Genomic DNA, 18,508 nt, shown 5'->3' on the forward strand with positions numbered 1-18,508 from the left:
TCAGGAGCTAAACAATGGCAGGCTACACAGTTAACGTCGAATGGGAGCGCAAGGCGGCTTCATTTAGCGACGGCAAGTATAGCCGCGCTCATCGTTGGATTTTCGATGGCGGCCAGGTTGTGCCAGGCTCTTCATCGCCGCATGTCGTGCCACTACCCTACTCCGACGAACAGGCGGTTGATCCAGAGGAAGCTTTTGTGGCCGCCTTATCAAGCTGTCATATGCTCTGGTTTTTATCAATCGTGGCCAAAGCAGGCTTTATCGTCGATCACTATGCCGATCAGGCGCTGGGCAAAATGGGCAAAAATAGCGCTGGCAAAATCGTCATGACCAAAGTAACCTTGCGTCCAAGCATAATCTGGGTCGAGCCAGCACCCAGCGCCGAGCAAATCGAGCACTTCCATCATCAAGCCCATGAGCAATGCTTTCTGGCCAACTCAGTCTATACCGAAATTAGCATCGAGCCACAAGCCTAACGCAACAGTTGATCGAACTCCTGAGCGGCTTCATGCATTTTGCCTTGTGGCTCGCTCAGGCTCCATTCGCGCCATTGCTGGCCAAACGGCTGATCAACAAACCAACACAAGGCCTGCACCTGCGGATTGGCGCTCACTTCGCGCAGCGCATTGCTCAGCCACCCGTTAGGATAATTCTCCAGCGGCGTTTGACCTTGCTCAGGGTGAAACGTGTTGGTAGCCGTGATATACACCGGACGATTGGCCATACTCGGGTAACGATTGATAAGCGCCAACCAATCGCGATAGACCCGAAACCCACGCTGGGCCTTGCCCGATTGCGCCAAATAGACATCGCGTAATGGCTCTTGGGCAGGGTCAGCGCTCTGTTCGGGCCAGCCAAACGTACTCACCGCAAAGCCATCGGGCGCAACATTAATTTGCTGCGCATGCTTCAAACGAATTGTTTGATCAAGCAATAGCAACAAACTATTAAAATAATTAAGCCATGGTTGATTCAGCGGATCGGCCCAAGCGCCATCAGCATCGTTGCTCCAAGGCCGCACTGGCCCGACCAACAATTTGAGCTGCGGATTCAAGCCGCGCATGGTTTCAATCACATTATCGTGACGCTCAACTGCAACTCCATAACCAACCAGCATGCGCGCAACCCAAGCAGGATTTAGTGGTTCTTGGGTCAGGGTATTTTCGCCAAGGCTATTGTATCCATTGCCAATGCTATAGCCATAAACCGCCTGCAAGCGTTGATCATGGGCCAAACGCTGGCAAAAACGCAAAAAGATCGCCAAGGCAGTTTCTTCATCATTCGGCGGCAAACTTTGGCCTTGGTCGTAGGCAACCCGAATAATCACCCGCAAACCAGCTTTATGCGCCGCCGCCACCCGCGAGGCTAGGGCATCGATGCTCCATTGGCTCTCATCGGCCCGCAACGCATAGGCCAATTCAATCGTCCAAGCAGCGCGGCCATGCCAATCGCGCTCAGGATTGGCGAAGACAGCACCCAACAAGGTGCTTTGGCGTGGCATCGGCGTTGGCGCTGGCTGACCAAGCATCAAACTGCCACGCTCTTGGCAACCACGATCACAATCGTGGTAAAAACGAATATCCGCTTGGGTCAAATTGCCTGTTGTGTTCCAGCGCCACGTCCATGGGTCGCTGCCAGTGGCAAATTGCTGATCGCGGCTCAAGGTTGCGCCATCAAGCGTCAAGGCCACATAGACCCAAGGCTGGTTATCGCGCACATAGACCCATTGCTGATTTTCGGCATCGCGCTCGAACCAAATTTGAGGCCAGCCAGCTTGTTGGTTGGTCTGAAGCACTAAATTACCGTCGATTGGCAAGAGCCAGTAGATGATTGAACCAAGAACGAGTAGGCTAAGCCAACGCCATTTAGTCATAGGGCAAAATCCACCATACATGCGTGCCAGTCGGCGGGCTGGTGCTGCTTTCAAGCTGCAAGCTGCTATGATGGCGGGCCAAAATCTGTTTGACCAAGCTCAAGCCCAAGCCGCTGCCTTGATTATCCAGCACGCCACGATACAATGGCTCAGTTACATGCGGCAAATCAGCGGCGGCGATCCCCGGCCCGCTATCTTCAACACTACAACGCAACCCTTGCTCGCTCGCAGCAACCCGCACCAGCACCCGATCGCCAGCCCGACAATAGCGCAAACAATTGATCAGCAAATTTAACCAAACTTGTTTTAAGCGATCAGGATGGGCTAAAACGCGCTTGTGGGTTGGGTCGGCCTCAAATTGCAATTCAATTTGGGCTTCATCAGCCATCACCCAAATACTGGCAAGCGCTTCTTCGGCCAGCAGCGCCACATTAACTGGCACCAACGGCAATTCGTCGCTCAATTCTAACCGATGCAATTCCAACAGATCGCGCACCAAGCGGGCCATACGTTGGGCTTCGCGTTCCAATGTCAGCAACGAATGGTCGCGCACCGTTTGCTCGCTTTGTTGGTTGCGCACAATTGCGGTATGAGCTAAAAGCGCGGTCAACGGCGTGCGCAATTCATGCGAAAGCGTGCCAATAAAAGCCCTATGTTGGGCAATTTGCTGGCGCAAGATTGGGTCAGCAGTGTGTTGAATAATCGGGCGCTTGCCACGCTGGCCCAACCACCAGCCAAGGCTAGCGACCAGCCACAGCAACAGCAAGATACCAAAAATCATGGCTTTAAGCGGCAGCACAATCATGGTTCACACTTCAAGCGATAGCCAAACCCCCGCACAGTCTGAATTGGGTCGGCACTAGGATCAAGTTGGTTGATTTTAGCACGTAAGCGTTGCACACATACATCAACAATTCGCGAATCACCCAAAAAGTTCGTGCCCCAAACGGTTTGCAACAGGGCCAAACGGCCCCAAACATGGCTTGGCTGACGCATTAATTGCAATAAAACGCCGCTTTCTTTGGGTGTTAATTCAAGCAATTGTTCATCCCACCATGCGCGTTGTAATTCGCAATCGAAGCGTAATTTGCCGCATTCCAATGCACCAAGCGTTTCGCGTTGATGTTGGGCCAAGCGCAAAATTGCTCGTACCCGCGCCAATAATTCAACGGGCGCAAACGGCTTGGTCAGATAATCATCAGCGCCAACCGTCAGGCCTTCAACCCGATCATGCAGCTCATCACGCGCCGAAAGCATTAAAATTGGCAAATATTGGCTGCTCTGACGAATTTGGCGACAGAGTTCAAAGCCATCGCCATCTGGCAACATTAAATCGAGAATCACCAAGCTTGGGGGATTGAATGCCTGCAAGTGTGCCCGTGCCTGAGCCACGCTTGCAGCCTGAGCAATCTCATAGCCTGCTTGCTCCAACAGGGTGCTCACCCCACTTAAAATTGCTGGATCATCATCGACAATCAGGATGCGACCACTCATAGCCCAAAACCTCCAAACTGTTGCATAGGGCTATTTTAGCTATAAAAGCGCACTCTCAGCAGCACATCAGCGCTTTATCAGCCAATTGTTACCTAATTGTTACACAAGGGTGCTAGGCAGCTGCGTAGGAAGTTGCTACAATAATCAGTGAGGGGTGCGAACTAGTGTGTGGAAGTGATATGTGGTGGTTGATCGGGTAGCATTGCTACCCTTTTTTAATTTAATCCACGAAGGATACGAAGCTGAGAAACCGCGAAGGTCGAGAAATTTTCTCAGTCCCTCGTCCGTGCATTTCATCCTTCATTCCGCATCCTTCATATTTTTGAAGCTCTACACCTCTGCGTTAAATGCGTACTCTATTTTGCTTTTTGACTTTTGATTTCTGCCTTTTCACTTTTAAAAAGGGATCAGGCTTGATGGAATCCATCCTCCAAAGCCTAATCCCTTTTGCTTTTTGATTTCTGACTTTTGACCTTTAACTTATGCTTGCAATTCGCGCAAAGTTTGGAAGTCTTCGTCGCTCAAGGCAATCTTTTCAGCGCCCAGATTTTCTTCGAGGTGCTTGATTTTCGAGGTGCCAGGAATTGGCAAAATCACTGGTGAGCGTTTGAGCAACCAAGCCAAGGCAATTTGGCCAACCGTGGCTTCATATTTCTTGGCAATCTGATCAAGCGTGCCGCCAGGCGCAGTTAGTTTGCCAGCAGCCAAGGGGAACCACGGAATAAAGGCAATTTGCTGGGCTTCGCAGGCATCGACCATGCTTTCCCATTCGTGGTCACCAATGCTATAGCGATTTTGCACCGAAACGATTGGCACAACTTTTTGAGCTTGGGCCAGTTGTTCATTGTTAACTTCGCTCAAGCCAATATGCCGAATTTTGCCTTCATTGCGCAAATCGCTCAACGCGCCCAACGATTCTTCCAAAGGCACTTGAGCATCGATGCGGTGCAATTGATAGAGGTCGATCCGATCGAGTTTCAATTGGCGCAAGCTTTTTTCAAGCGAGATGCGCAAGTGTTCAGGCCGTCCATTTGAATACCAAATGTTTGGGCCGCCGCGCAACAAACCACCCTTGGTCGCAATCACCATATCTGATGCATACGGATGCAAGGCTTCGCCGATCAAGCGTTCGCTCACATCGGGGCCATATGAATCAGCGGTATCGATAAAATTCACCCCAAGTTCGGCGGCGCGGCGCAACACAGCCTTCGCTTGTTCGGGGTCGCTTGGCTCGCCCCAAATTCCATCGCCAGTGATGCGCATCGCACCATAGCCCAACCGCCGAATTTCGAGATCGCCACCAAGTTTAAATGTTAGAGAACCGAGGCTCATCGAGCTTCCTCCAAAACACAATCAATACCGTTCAGTACGGAACTTCATTTATTGTACCCCAAAAAAGCTAAAATTCAGGGTTGTCACTGGGCAATTTAATCGATCAAGCGGGTAGCAATATCGGGAACTTGAAAAAAAACCTCGCGTGGTGCATAGGGTGCAAAATCTTGGATGCGGCTCATGCCCCAACCAACCGCGCCAAAAGCCAATTGCGCTTGCTTAGCAGCCTCTGCATCGCGAATTTCGTCGCCAACACATAGAATTTTTTCGCGCTCAAGGTTAGCTTTGCGCACAATTCGCTCAAAGCGCGCTCGTTTGCGCAAAATCGGCACGCTACATTCATAAAACTCAACTACATTGGCTAAGGCATCGCCCAGCACATGGCGCACATTCTCCTCGCTATTGCTGCTGACCACGCCCAAACGCACATCGGCGGCACTCAGCTGAGCCAAAATGATTTCCATACCCTCAAATAGCTGAATCTGACGAATATTCTGGGCCGCCAGTTGGCGAACATGCCGAGCAATGAGTGGCACTTTCCACCACGCCACTTGCATATACTTCATCACCTCGCGCGGGCTGCGGCCCCGCAATTCGCTAAATTCCTTCGGCGTAAGTTGGCGAAATTTATATTTTTCGGCCACACCGTTGATCGCCTTGACCAACCAAGGAATCGAATCGGCCAACGTGCCATCAAAATCAAACAGAATCAATTCGTATTTTTTCATCACATCGCACCACTAAAATTGCTCATTGCTAAGCATACCTTGCCACAGCGTTGTTGCCAATGTTTGAGTTACTCTAAACGAACTTTAAAGGCTCAGCAATGAGATCAAAATCCTTAACGCAGAGGCGCAGCGTGTTTTTTGCACGCGAAGCACCCAAAGTTTGGGAATTGGAACTCTAACAACAATCCAACAAACAAACATTAGGGGGTGCTGGGGGATGAAAACCCCCGGCGTTTCCCTCCGGCGGAGGGACGGAAGGGTGGCGAACGATGAAAGATCTAAGCATCCAGCACTTTGCGCACGGTTTGCGCTAAGGTTGCCAATGAAACCAGAATGTTGCAGAGGCGCAGCGTGTTTTTTGCGCGCGAAGCACCCAAAGTTTGGGAATTGGAACCCTAACAACAATCCAACAAACAAACATTAGGGGGTGCTGGGGGATGAAAACCCCCGGCGTTTCCCTCCGGCGGAGGGACGGAAGGGTGGCGAACGATGAAAGATCTAAGCATCCAGCACTTTGCGCACAGTTTGGGCCAAGGTTGCCAATGAAAACGGCTTGCTAAGCAACAACGGTTGCTGCGCAAATTGCTGTTGTTGGGCCAAACTATGTTCAGAATAGCCTGAAATAAACAAAATTTTGAGGCTTGGGTCACGCTCGCTCACCAGCTGGCCTAGCTCAAAACCACCCATTTGGGGCATAATCAGATCGGTAATCAACAGCTGAATTGTGCCTGTAGCGTGGGCCTGCAACAGATCTAGGGCAGCCGAACCATTAGCTGCTTCCAGCACCCGATAGCCCAAACCTTGCAGCATGCGCACCAAGACGGCGCGCACTTGTGGCTCGTCCTCGCTGACCAAGATGGTTTCGTTGCCTCGAGGCAGATTTTGGCTAGCATTTGGCGACTCAATGGCAGGCGTTTGCTCCGAACGTGGCAAATAGATTTTGATTGTTGTGCCACGATCAACTTCGCTATACAAACTAATATGACCGCCATGTTGTTTGATAATGCCATAACTGGTTGCCAAGCCCAAACCAGTGCCTTCGTGATCGCTTTTGGTGGTAAAAAATGGCTCAAAGGCGCGGCTTTGCACTGCTTGCGTCATCCCAACGCCGCTATCGCTTACCGCAAACACCACATACCGACCAATCGGTACATCAACATGGCTACGCGCATAGGCTGCATCAACCACCAGATTCTGCGTTTCAACCAACAAATGCCCACCGTTGGGCATCGCATCGCGAGCATTCACCACCAAATTTAAGAGCACTTGCTCAATTTGGCCTGCATCAGCCACAACTACATCAATAGCAGGATTAAGCACAGTTTTCCAGTGAATTGATTCAGGCAAGACGCGCTTAATTAATTTTTCCATAGCAATAATTAAATCGTTAAGATTAATAATTTTTGGCTGTAGCTGTTGCTTACGAGCAAACGTTAATAATTGAGTTGTGAGTAATGCAGCGCGATTGGTTGCATGTTGAATTTCAGTTAATTCTTCGAGCACTGGCAAACCATGCTGAAAACTATCAATCGCCAGCGTGGTATAGCCACTAATCGCCGTTAGCAAATTATTGAAATCGTGGGCCACACCACCAGCCAAGCGCCCAATACTTTCCATCTTTTGAGCCCGAATTAATTGCATTTGCAATTGATTGCGATCAGTGCGATCTTCTGTATGCACCATAATTAAATCTGGCTCAATAAAAACATAGCTTACATATAAATCTCTGAATTGCTCGCTAAATTTAAATTGATAGCGTAACTCTTGATGAATTGTACTTTTTGTCTGACAACAACGCTGAAAATGTTCGAGAATTTCCGGATCATGTTGATAGACAAGTTTGGCTGATTGATTGACAAGTTTAGTAATTGTACCTTGGGTGATGGCTATAGCTGCATCGTTGTAGGTTTCGAGGATAAAATCACTATCAACCCAACGCCATGTATAGGTTGGAATCGGAATGCCAGCATATTGGGCGCGAAATTGGTTTTCGCTAGCGCTCAATTGGGCTACAGCCAAACGCTGTAAACTTGCCAAGCGATAGACTACGCCAGCAATCATAATCAAAAAGATCGACCAACCCACTAAGACCAACGAATAGCGTTCCGATTGGCGTTTAATCGCTATTTCCAAATCAAGATACAGCCGATTTTCCAACTGCTCTGCTTCTAACTCAAGTTGCGAGAAGGCAATACGCCGATCGATCGTGGCTTGAGCGTGATTTTGGGGGCGATTGAGATGCTGCAATAACAAGCCGCGAAAATTGGCTAAATCTTGGCGATATTGGTTGAGTGCTTGGGCTATGGGTGGGGCTGGCGGCAGCAATTGCTCAAACACGACAACCGGATTTTGGCCCTGCTGCCAATCATCAACCGCTAAAATTGCCCAATCAAGGTAAGCAATTGCATCTTGGGCCAACAAGGTTTGGTTGCCATTCAGCACTTGCTCGGCAATCAAATAGCCGCGTTGCATATTCAAGCGGGCTTGAGTCAGGCCGTTGAATGCAGTAATTTGGGTTTGAATCATTGCGCGCATTTGGGAATAATTGGCCTGCAACAAGCCAATTGAAACCAAGGCCACACTCAATAAGGCAATTAATGGGCGTAATTCTTTGCGCCGTAGCCAAGCCAAAGCCTTCATGAGCCATGCTCGCACGCCTGGAGAATACTCGCAGTTGAACGATTGGGCAATTGTTCGCGCGCAAAACCAAACGGCGCAATCAAGCCATAATGTTCGTCGCTGCCAATAAATCCAAGCAACTGCTGATCGATTGCGCTGCGCAAATGGGTATCAGCAGGGCGCATCGCAAACGCCCCATAGCCAATACTCAGATTACCATTGATGATTGGCGGCACAAATGGCTGAGCGCGTTCAACCTGATCCGGCGCTTGCTGAACTAAGAGATCGACGCTAATGTCGGTTAAGGCTAAGCCATCGGCCCGCCCTGCGAGCACTGCTGCCAAGCCAGTTTGCACATCGGGCACAAATAATAATTGCTGAGCATCAATCCCAAGTATTTGGGCGATTGTTGCTTCCTCAGCGCCGCGCATCACCGCCAACCGCCGATCAGGTCGCCGAAAATCGCTAAAACTCTGAATATGCAGGGGATTGCCAAACTGAACCAAGATCGCGGGGCTCAGGGCAAAAGTTGGTTGACTAAAAGCCAACAGCTGGGCACGCTCGCAGGTAATAAACATGCCGCTAGCAATCAGATCAAACTTGCCAGCCTGCAAGCCAGGAATTAAATCGGCCCACTCGGTCTGAACCCATTCAAGCTGGGGGATGCCTAAGCGCTGCATAACCCATGTCATGACCACCGCCGCCTCGCCGTGCATCTCGCCGCTGGCACTACGATAAGCAAACGGTGCTTCGGGAGCATAGCCAATCCGGATCATGCCAGTGCGTTGGGCACGTTCTAAGGTTGTTTCCACCGGAGTTGTCAGCCACCAGATTAAAGCAGTGGTAACAATAATCAGCGTTAAACCAGCAAAGCTCCACCATGCTCGACGCATGCCAAAACCTCCAGCGCAAGAGGTTGCAGCAAGCTCACCAATTGCGAACTGCAATCAGCGAGTCAAGCGCAAAGTGCCTGATACTATTGGGCTATAGTATAACGCAGCTAGTTGAGGATAGCACTAGTACTACGCCGTTATCCGTACTAAAGAACTAGTGTACAGAGCTGAGGCCAGCAAAAAGCCCGGACTCGTGTGAGTCCAGGCTTTGCTTATAAGAGTGAGGATTGATTCCCCAGGGTTCTTACCAGCGGTTCGAGCGTGATGATGATTGTTGGCTTTGGAAGCAATCGCGGCAGTAAACTGGCTTGTCGCCACGTGGTACGAATGGCACTTGTGCAGGGCCGCCACATGATGAACAGGTGGTGGTGTGCATTTCGCGTTGACCGCGATCTGAGCTGAAGCCACCACGATCTGAGCTGTAACCACCACGGTCTGAGCCATAGCTGCTGCGGCTGTAGCCACCACCGCCGCCACGGCTTGAGCTTTCGTAGCCACCGCCACCGCGATTTTGTTTGCGGGCTTGGCGGCAGTTTGAACAGCGAGTTGGCTCGTTGTCAAAGCCCTTTTGAGCATAAAATTCTTGTTCGCCAGCGGTAAATACGAACTCGTTGCCACAATCGCGGCAGTTCAACGTCTTGTCGGTAAAGCTCATTAGCTTGTTTCTCCAACTATGGTAAGGGATTCCAATTGTTTCAGGTTGGAGTCACGAAGCTCAGGGAAGAGATTGCATATCCACTCAGTCCGAGGTAATGTGAGGAACCAAACCATGTCAACGCAATCATTGTACCAAAACTATCTACAATTTACAAGAGGCAAAATGTGCTTTTTTGCCACGAGTTTAATCATGCGGGGTAGCTAGGGGTGAAAAAGTGGTTAAACTATGGTGGCAAAGGGTAGGTAGCTAGTTAGCCTACCCTACCCTTTACCCAACATGCTTAGCTGCCGAAGATTTTGCTCCAAAAGCCACGCTCTTTTTGCTCGAAATGATCCATGCCCATGGTCTCGCCAAGTTTCTGGAACAGTTCGCGCTGGTCTTCGTTGAGTTTGGTTGGCACGCGCACTTTAACCACAACCATTTGATCGCCGCGGCGGCCTAAGTTGCGCCCCGATGAATCAATGTAGGGCACGCCTTTGCCGCGCAAGGTAAAGACTGTCCCATCTTGGGTGCCCGCTGGCACATTCAACGGCTCGTCGCCATCAACGGTTGGCACATTCAGTTGCGCACCCAAGGCTGCTTGCACAATGTTAATTGGCAGTTGCAACAGAATATTGTTTTCTTCGCGCACAAAGAAATCGTGTGGTTGCACCCGTAAATTAACATACAGATCGCCAGCAGAGCCGCCACTTGGTCCGCTATCGCCAGCCCCACCAATTCGAATCCGCATGCCATCATCAACCCCAGCTGGCACGGTCAATTTGCGCTTGACGGTTTCGCGGACGCGGCCTTCGCCGCGACAGGTTTTACATGGAATCGGAATAATCACGCCACGCCCAGAACATTGATCACAGGTGGTGACGGTGACCATATTCAGGAAGGTGCGCACCCGCATCTCGCCCGAACCTTGGCACTTGGGACAGCGCGTTGGCTCGGTGCCAGGTTCAGCGCCATTGCCACCACAAGGCCCACACGATTCGAGCCGCCGATAATCAAGCTCTTTTTCGGTACCAAAAATCGCTTCTTCAAAGCTAATCACCAAATCGGCGCGTAAATCGGCACCTTGGCGCGTGCCGCCACGGCTACCGCCACGCGCACCTTGGCCAAAGAAGGCATCGAAGATGGTGCTAAATGGATCGCCGCCAGCGCCACCAAAGCCCGAAAATGGGTCGAAGCCTTGGCCGCTGCTGCCAGCATGGCCAAATTGGTCGTACATGCGGCGCTTTTGATCGCTCGAAAGCACCTCGTAGGCTTCGGTTGCCTCTTTGAATTTGTTTTCGGCTTCTGCATTGCCGGGGTTGCGGTCGGGGTGATATTGCATGGCCAACTTGCGGTAGGCCTTTTTGATCTCGTCAGGTGAGGCACTTTTGCCCACACCTAGTACTTCGTAGTAGTCGCGTTTTGCCTCAGTTGCCATACATATCCCTTATGTAGTAAGGATGAAGGATGAGGGATGAATTATGAACATCCCCATCGCTCACACCTTGGTTAATCTTGTAGAAGGGTGAAGGATGAGGGATGAATTATGAACATCCGCACCATTCACACCTTAGGTTTGTAATGTAAGTTCTGCGCTTGATGTCTAAATTACATATTCAATAATGAAGAATGAAATAACCTTTCTAAATTCATAATTCGTCTATTTCATCCTTCATCCTTCATCCTTCATCCTTCATAATTTCGTTAGAGTTCTACTTCGTCGGCATTGCCTTGTTCTTGGCTGGAGGTTTCTGGCTCGATGCCAAAATCGGGTGCTGGCTTGAGCCGTTGCATTGCCACGCTCAATTCAGCAGTACGATTGTTGATCGCTTCCATATCGTCGCCATCAAGCACCGCCCGCAGTGCCGCAATCCGATCTTCGACTGTGTTACGAGCAGAGTAATCCACATTCTCATCGGCTTCGCGCAACATGCGATCGGCGGCGTAGATTACGCCATCGGCTTTGTTGCGAGTTGCAATTTGATCACGGCGGCGCGCATCACTATCGGCGTGATCTTCAGCATCGCGAATCATCGAGGCAATTTCATCATCGTTTAAGCCCGACGATGGCGTGATGGTGATTTTTTGCTCTTTATTGGTTGCTTTGTCGGTAGCGCTAACATTAACAATCCCGTTGGCATCAATATCAAAAATAACTTCAATTTGCGGCACGCCACGCGGCGCGGCAGGAATGCCATCGAGGGTAAAACGGGCCAACGATTTGTTATGCCGAGCTTCGGCGCGCTCACCTTGCAACACATGAATTTCGACACTATTTTGATTGTCGCTCGCGGTTGAGAAAATTTGCGAACGCTTGGTCGGAATCGTGGTGTTGCGATCAATCAGCGGGGTCATCACACCGCCATAGGTTTCGATGCCCAAGGTCAATGGCGTTACGTCAAGCAACAGCACATCGGTCACATCACCCGAAAGCACACCCGCCTGAATTGCCGCGCCAATTGCCACCACTTCATCGGGATTCACACCCTTGTGTGGATCTTTGCCAAAGAATTTTTTGACGGCGGCTTGCACAGCTGGCATGCGGGTTTGGCCACCAACCAAAATCACTTCATCAACTTCGCTGGCTTTCAAGCCAGCATCTTGCAAGGCGAGTTTGATTGGCTTGAGCGTGCGTTCGACCAAATCGCCAGTCAATTGCTCAAGTTTGGCGCGGGTCAAGGTGGTATTCAAGTGTTTGGGGCCGCTGGCATCGGCACTGATAAACGGCAGCGAAATATCGGTTTGCAACACGCTCGAAAGCTCTTGTTTGGCCTTTTCGGCAGCTTCCTTCAAGCGTTGCAAGGCCATGCGGTCGCTGCGCAAATCGATATTATTTTCGCGTTGGAATTCGCTTGCTAGCCAGTCGATAATCTTTTGATCGAAATCATCGCCGCCGAGGTGGGTATCGCCGTTGGTTGCGCGAACCTCAAACACCCCATCGCCAAGCTCCAAAATTGAAACGTCGAAGGTGCCACCACCAAGGTCATAGACGACAATTAATTCGTTGGTGTTGCGATCTAAGCCATAGGCCAAGGCGCTGGCGGTTGGCTCGTTGATGATGCGCAATACTTCGAGGCCAGCAATTTTGCCAGCATCTTTGGTCGCTTGGCGCTGCGAATCATCAAAATAGGCCGGAACCGTAATCACCGCTTGAGTGACAGGCTCGCCCAAATAGGCTTCGGCATCTGCTTTGAGTTTTTGCAAAATCATGGCCGAAACTTCTTGCGGCGAGTAATCGCGACCACCCATCAAAACCCGGGCATCGCCATTGGGCGCGCTGGTCATGCGATAAGGAATCAAATCCTTGTCGCGTTGAACGCTAGGATGATCTAATTTACGGCCAATAAAGCGCTTGACCGAATAAATTGTATTTTCGGGATTGGTGACCGATTGGCGCTTGGCCACCAAGCCAACCGTGCGTTCACCGTTTTTGCTCAAGGCGACAATTGAAGGCGTGGTGCGTGCGCCTTCGGCGTTGGGAATAACCACCGCCTCGCCACCTTCCATGACCGCAACCACTGAATTGGTTGTTCCAAGGTCAATACCGATCACTTTACCCATATACTTATTGCTCCACAGACAGCGACAAAGCATCGTTAAGCGACAGCCACGAACGGCAGCGATGCCACTTAAACGATGCTTTGCCTAGGTGCTCCTACTTGCCGACTTTGACGACCGTTGGACGCAAGACCCGTTCGCCGAGCTTGTAGCCGCGGCGCAATTCGGCCACGACTTTGTTTGATTGGGCTTCGTCGCCTTCTTCAAACATAATTGCTTCGTGAACATTGGGGTCGAATTCTTCATCAACGGCGGGAATTGGTTGCAGGCCAGCGCCCTCAAGCACCGTTTCAAATTTACGTTGTACTTGTTTAACGCCGCCAATCCACTGATTGTTTTCAATTTCAGCGGGAATTTGGCCCATCGCCAAGAGCAGGTCGTCGAGCACTGGAAGCAATTTCAACATTAAACCAGCGCTAGCATTGCGAATCAACTCCTCGCGTTCGCTTTCGGTGCGGCGTTTGTAATTTTTGAAATCGGCAATTGCGCGCATCCAGTTGGTTTTATGTTCTTCAACTTCGCGTTCGAGCGTGGCGATCCGTTCGTTCAGGCTTTCTGCATCGCCTTCAGGATTGGTATCGTCAGTTGATTGTGCTTGCACTTCTTCCGTCATGAGAACTCCATACCTCCGTAAAGATCAAATTTGTATTATCACCGAATTAGGTTTCCTCACTCCCGCCCTCGCGCACCCGTGAGTCAAAAATCCTGTGCTCCCCTCGCCCGCTCTGTGGGAGAGGGGTTGGGGGTGAGGGAACCTTATTCAACCTATTCTGTTGGTTCTATTTTGCGTTCGCCGTATAAATCGCCCATCAGATCGCTCATGACCCCAGCGATATAGCGCACGCTAGAGATTGAGCGCGGATAGGCCATGCGGCGCGGCCCCAAAACCCCGACAACTCCGGCAACATCGCCATTGACTCCGTAGCGCGAAAGAATCACACTATAATCGCGCAACTCATCGCGGCTATGCTCGCCGCCGATAATCACCTGCACGCCATCGGAGGCCAAGGCTTGGGGAATGAGCGATTCGAGCATCGTGCCGCCTTCGAGAATCGAAAGCACCTCGCGCACCCGCGTCACCTGGCCAAACTCTGGTTGATGCAGCATTTCGAGCAAGCCATCGTGATGAATTAATTCGTTGACATGCTCCTCGAATTGTTGCATTGCCCGCGCCACGCTCTCGATCACCAGCATTTCAAAACTGCTGAGCGGAGGTTGAGCCACAGGCTGCGTCAGCGCAAGCGCCGCAATCGCCTTGGCCGAAGCTTCATGACAAAGCTCATTGATCCGGCCAGCGATTCTGCTAAGCTGCTCTTGGGTGGTGTTGGGGTCGGCGGGCAGCGTTTGTTGCTTAACCGAGCCTTCGTGCAACACCAACACCATCAACACCAAGGCATCGTTGATCGCGATCAATTCAATATGTTTAAAGCGACTTTCATAGGCGCGCGGGGGGGTAACCACGGCTGCGGTTTGGGCAGTTCGGGCCAAAACCGCTGCTGCCAAATGAATCCATTGGTTCAATTCCGAGCGGATTTGATAGAACTGATGTTGGATCATGCGCTGTTCTTGGGTGGAAAGCGCCGCCCGATCCATCAAATTTTCGACAAAGAAGCGATAGCCAGCATCGGTGGGCAAGCGCCCAGCCGACGTATGCAAATGGGTCAAAAGGCCAGCATCTTCTAAGGCCGCCATTTCGTTGCGGACAGTCGCCGAGCTAACCCCCAAACTCCGCGCAAGATCCTGCGAGGCGACTGGAGTTGCCGTATCGATGTATTGTTGGATAACTGCCTTAAGCACCCGTCGTCGCCGCTCATTGAGTTCTAGATTCATCGCTCACCTCGCTTTAGCACTCTTGGCCGCCGAGTGCTAACTCGGTAAGTTATAAGATTGGCGTGCTCGCCGCACGCCGCTGAATATTGTAACACGCCGCGAAAGAGCTAGCAACGGGGCCACGCCAGCTCTTACATCGCTCTAACATTCAGCCAATTTAAACCAGTTGCGACTAAATCTCAAAAATTGGCTGAATTTCCGTTAGATCTATATCGCAAGAACTATGCACATTTTGCCCAGAATCGGCTATAATCGCCAAACGCTATTACGATATGATCATCAAGTGCTATGAGGAGGTTTCGAATGTGGGTCGGGGAGAAACTCTGCTGATTGAGGAGCAGGTAGCATCGGGGGGGTCTGGCAACTCTCCTTATAGCGTGATGCTGAATGTCAATAGTTTTTAGTGTGTAAGGAAGGTCTATGCGTTCGATGCGTATGCTGCGTTTGCTAGCAGCATTAATTGTGGTGAGCATGCTTCCATTGAGCCGAAGCAACGCCCAAACTCCAACCACCAATGCCCCAATCAATCGCTTGCTCAACCAAGGAGCCAATGTTGCTCGCCACAGCCAAACAGGCTATGTGCGTTGGATTGGCGCGGCAGCAGGCACAACCCTCGATCAGCCAAGCGGCCTGAATCGGGCAGATACGGTTAATGTTGCCAACGCCTATGTGGCCGAATATGGTAGCTTGTTTGGCTTAGCCCAAGCCAGCGATGCAGCAATTGCAAAAACGACCACCACCCAAGATGGTCGCCAAGTTGTGCGTTATCAACAACGCTACCAAGGCGTGCCAGTAGTAGCTGGTGAATTGCAAGTGCAATTGAACCAAGCAGGCGAATTGCTCAGTATGAATGGCGAAGTGTTGCCAAATCTCAATCTGAGCACCAGCGCCAAACTGAGCCAAGCCAACGCTAGCAGCATTGCCCAAAACTATGTTGCCGCCAAATACGATGCCAACACTGCCAACTTGAATGTGAGCAACAACGAGCTTTCAATTTACAACCCAGCCTTGTTGGGTGGCACTGGTGTTCAAAAAAATAGCTTGGTTTGGTTAGTCACGATTGAATCAACCAGCAGCGAGCCAATTCGCGAGTATGTGTTTGTCAATGCCCAGTCGGGCGAGATTAGCTTAGCCTTCAACCAAATTGGCTATGCCAAAAATCGCTTCGTCTGCGACGACGACAATGTGATTGATACCGACAACACTCCCAATAATAACTGTGATGAAGCCAGCGAATATGTGCGCACCGAAGGCTCAGCCCCAAGTGGCGATGCAGATATCGATGCCGCCTACGATTATTCGGGCGACACCTACGACTTCTACAACTTGTTCTTTGGCCGCAACAGCATCGACAACAACGGCATGAGCTTGATTTCATTGGTCAAGCATTGCCCACCTGGTGCTGGTTGCCCTTACCAAAACGCCTTCTGGAATGGTCGCCAAATGACCTATGGTGAAGGGTTTGCTGCTGCCGACGACGTGGTTGCCCACGAATTGTCGCACGGCGTAACCGAATATACCTCAAACCTGTTCTACTACTTCCAATCAGGCGCAATCAACGAAGCCATGTCGGATATTTTCGGCGAATTCATGGATCAAACCAACGGTAGCGCCGACGATGATACAAGCACTCGTTGGATTATGGGCGAAGATTTGGGCGGATTGCGTGATATGCAAGATCCACCGCAAGGCGGCCAGCCTGATAGCATGCTCAGCCCATTGTATGTGCTTGACGCAAGCTTGGCTGACAACGGTGGCGTGCACACCAACAGCGGGATTGCCAACAAGGCTGCCTATCTGTTGACCGATGGCGACAGCTTCAACGGCCAAACGATCAACTCGATTGGCATCACCAAAACTGCCCATTTATTCTATGAAACCCAAATTAGCTCGTTGACTTCGGGCAGCGACTATGCTGATTTAGCGTCGGCTTTGCGCCAAGCGTGTAGCAGCCTAACTGGCAGCCATGGGATTACGGCAGCTGATTGTGCTGAAGTTAACAAAACCATTTTGGCCACCGAAATGGATTTGCAGCCAACCAACGCACCAGCTCCTGACATCAAGGCCTGTAGCCCTGGCCAAACTCAGGTTAATGTTTTCGCCGATGATTTTGAAGCCTTGCCAAACACCAAATGGACTGCAAGCGCCTTGAGCGGTAGCAACGAAAGCTGGACGACCAATCCTGCTCAAATCGTTGGCGCGTATGCAACCAGCGGCAATGGTTCGGCCACCAACATCAATGGCGTGTATGGTGTGAATCAAGATGTTGAAGAATCGGCCTTCAGCCAAAATGCAGCTGTAACGGTTCCAGCCAATGGCTTTGCCTACTTCCGCCATGCCTACGATTTCTACTCACCAATCGATGCGGGCGTGGTTGAATATAGCACCAACAACGGCAACAGCTGGCAATCGGCAGCAAACTTGTTTAGCTACAACGGGCCAAACAACATTGCTGCAGGCGGCGAATTTGCAGGCGAGCAAGCCTATGTTGGCAACAGCAATGGCTACACTGCTAGCCGCTTGAATCTCTCAAGCTTGGCTGGTCAATCAGTTCGCTTCCGCTTCAAAGTGGCGCTTGGCGACAACCCAACTCCAAGCCGCTCGGTTACCTGGTCGATTGACGATTTCGCAATCTACAGCTGTAGCGGCGCAGTAACGCCAGCAGCACCAAGCCTGTTCCTCACCAGCGATGTCTTGGCCCAACAAGGCAAGATTAGCAGTGCTGTGATTGGGACGGCCTCTGATGATATTGATTTGGCTGGTTCGTTGGCCGTGAGCGTTGCTGGCGCGCCAGCAGGCTTGAACGTCAACGTCGCCAACCAAGCAGGCATCTTGAAAGCGACGGTCAATTGTGCTTGTGACACCGAAGTTGGCAGCTACCCAATTACGGTAACCGTCCGCGACAGCGGCAACCGCACCGCTAGCCAAGTATTCAATGTTGAAGTTGAAACCGCTGGCCAAAGCGTGATTGACGGTGGCTTTGAGCTCGGCGAGGGCTGGGAAGCCTTCTCAAGCTCGTTTGGCGACGTTTCACCGCCATTGTGTTTCTTGCCTGGCTGCGCTGGCGAGCCACGCACTGGCAATAGCTGGTTGCGCTTTGGCGCACGCGCTGGCAGCACCGAAACCGCGTTTGCAGAGCAAACCTTCACCTCAACTGCGAGCGATGCAACGCTTGAATTCTATCTCTCGATCTATGCCCATAACGGGCGTGGCACGCAAGATTACGTCAAGCTTAGCATTGATGGCGAAGAAGTGTTCCGCGTCACCGATGCCAACACCGAATACGACAATGGCTATGCCAAAGTGACGATTCCATTGACCGACCTTGAAGCAGGCGCACATGTCTTGCGCTTCGATTCAGTCAATAATTCGACTACACGCAACATTCGCTTTAGCATTGATGACATCAGTTTGATTACTGAAACCAATCAATGCCGTGGCGTTGGCGTGTATCTGCCTGCCGTCACCAAATAACGGGATACCCTCACCCCAGCCCCTCGCCTACTCAACACGGGCGAGGGGAGCACTGGTCTCGTGGTTAACC

14 protein-coding genes are annotated in these 18,508 nt (G+C 51.1%); 2 read left to right on the forward strand and 12 right to left on the reverse strand.

Translation table 11 applies throughout. The features are described 5' to 3' along the window. The first annotated feature begins 14 nt into the window (after window positions 1–14). On the forward strand, window positions 15–476 hold the full coding sequence (locus JOD20_RS16590) for an OsmC family protein (RefSeq protein ID WP_204756337.1): 462 nt from the start codon (window positions 15–17) through the stop codon (window positions 474–476). Here the strand turns inward: JOD20_RS16590 and JOD20_RS16595 are convergent. The 12 genes from JOD20_RS16595 to hrcA all read right to left on the reverse strand — a co-directional run bounded on the left by JOD20_RS16595 (window position 473) and on the right by hrcA (window position 14,964). Further along, on the reverse strand, window positions 473–1,873 hold the full coding sequence (locus JOD20_RS16595) for a hypothetical protein (RefSeq protein WP_204756338.1): 1,401 nt from the start codon (window positions 1,871–1,873) through the stop codon (window positions 473–475). The two genes, JOD20_RS16590 and JOD20_RS16595, sit on opposite strands and share 4 nt — an antisense overlap. Continuing rightward, the gene (locus tag JOD20_RS16600) at window positions 1,866–2,678 is read right to left on the reverse strand and encodes a sensor histidine kinase (RefSeq protein WP_204756339.1); all 813 of its coding nucleotides are present in this window, start codon (window positions 2,676–2,678) and stop codon (window positions 1,866–1,868) included. Before JOD20_RS16600 ends, JOD20_RS16595 begins: the two co-directional genes overlap by 8 nt. Then, window positions 2,675–3,367, reverse strand: a complete 693-nt coding sequence (locus tag JOD20_RS16605) for a response regulator transcription factor (protein WP_204756340.1) — start codon at window positions 3,365–3,367, stop codon at window positions 2,675–2,677. Before JOD20_RS16605 ends, JOD20_RS16600 begins: the two co-directional genes overlap by 4 nt. Window positions 3,368–3,847: 480 nt before the next feature. Continuing rightward, window positions 3,848–4,699 carry an aldo/keto reductase gene (locus JOD20_RS16610; protein WP_204756341.1) on the reverse strand — a complete coding sequence of 284 codons (852 nt, stop codon included), beginning with the start codon at window positions 4,697–4,699 and terminating at the stop codon, window positions 3,848–3,850. A gap of 95 nt (window positions 4,700–4,794) precedes the next feature. Then, the gene (locus JOD20_RS16615; RefSeq protein ID WP_204756342.1) at window positions 4,795–5,427 is read right to left on the reverse strand and encodes an HAD-IA family hydrolase; all 633 of its coding nucleotides are present in this window, start codon (window positions 5,425–5,427) and stop codon (window positions 4,795–4,797) included. 498 nt (window positions 5,428–5,925) lie between these two features. After that, window positions 5,926–8,067, reverse strand: a complete 2,142-nt coding sequence (locus JOD20_RS16620; RefSeq protein WP_204756343.1) for an ATP-binding protein — start codon at window positions 8,065–8,067, stop codon at window positions 5,926–5,928. Continuing rightward, a complete protein-coding gene (ehuB, locus tag JOD20_RS16625) occupies window positions 8,064–8,939 on the reverse strand; it encodes an ectoine/hydroxyectoine ABC transporter substrate-binding protein EhuB (protein ID WP_204756344.1) in 876 nt (291 codons plus the stop codon). Before ehuB ends, JOD20_RS16620 begins: the two co-directional genes overlap by 4 nt. A gap of 244 nt (window positions 8,940–9,183) precedes the next feature. Next, on the reverse strand, window positions 9,184–9,594 hold the full coding sequence (locus JOD20_RS16630; RefSeq protein ID WP_054532383.1) for a zinc-ribbon domain containing protein: 411 nt from the start codon (window positions 9,592–9,594) through the stop codon (window positions 9,184–9,186). A 283-nt stretch (window positions 9,595–9,877) separates the two neighbouring features. Continuing rightward, a complete protein-coding gene (gene dnaJ / locus JOD20_RS16635) occupies window positions 9,878–11,014 on the reverse strand; it encodes a molecular chaperone DnaJ (RefSeq protein WP_204756345.1) in 1,137 nt (378 codons plus the stop codon). Between the two features lie 266 nt (window positions 11,015–11,280). Continuing rightward, window positions 11,281–13,137, reverse strand: a complete 1,857-nt coding sequence (gene dnaK, locus JOD20_RS16640; RefSeq protein ID WP_204756346.1) for a molecular chaperone DnaK — start codon at window positions 13,135–13,137, stop codon at window positions 11,281–11,283. 94 nt (window positions 13,138–13,231) lie between these two features. Beyond that, window positions 13,232–13,747, reverse strand: coding sequence for a nucleotide exchange factor GrpE (gene grpE, locus JOD20_RS16645; protein WP_204756347.1), 516 nt, complete (start codon window positions 13,745–13,747; stop codon window positions 13,232–13,234). A gap of 152 nt (window positions 13,748–13,899) precedes the next feature. Beyond that, a complete protein-coding gene (hrcA, locus tag JOD20_RS16650) occupies window positions 13,900–14,964 on the reverse strand; it encodes a heat-inducible transcriptional repressor HrcA (RefSeq protein WP_204756348.1) in 1,065 nt (354 codons plus the stop codon). Window positions 14,965–15,384: 420 nt separating this feature from the next. Here hrcA and JOD20_RS16655 point away from each other — a divergent pair, with 420 nt between their 5' ends. After that, window positions 15,385–18,438, forward strand: coding sequence for a M4 family metallopeptidase (locus tag JOD20_RS16655; protein ID WP_204756349.1), 3,054 nt, complete (start codon window positions 15,385–15,387; stop codon window positions 18,436–18,438). Window positions 18,439–18,508 lie beyond the last annotated feature (70 nt).

The organism is Herpetosiphon giganteus, from assembly GCF_016907925.1.
Classification (GTDB): domain Bacteria; phylum Chloroflexota; class Chloroflexia; order Chloroflexales; family Herpetosiphonaceae; genus Herpetosiphon; species Herpetosiphon giganteus.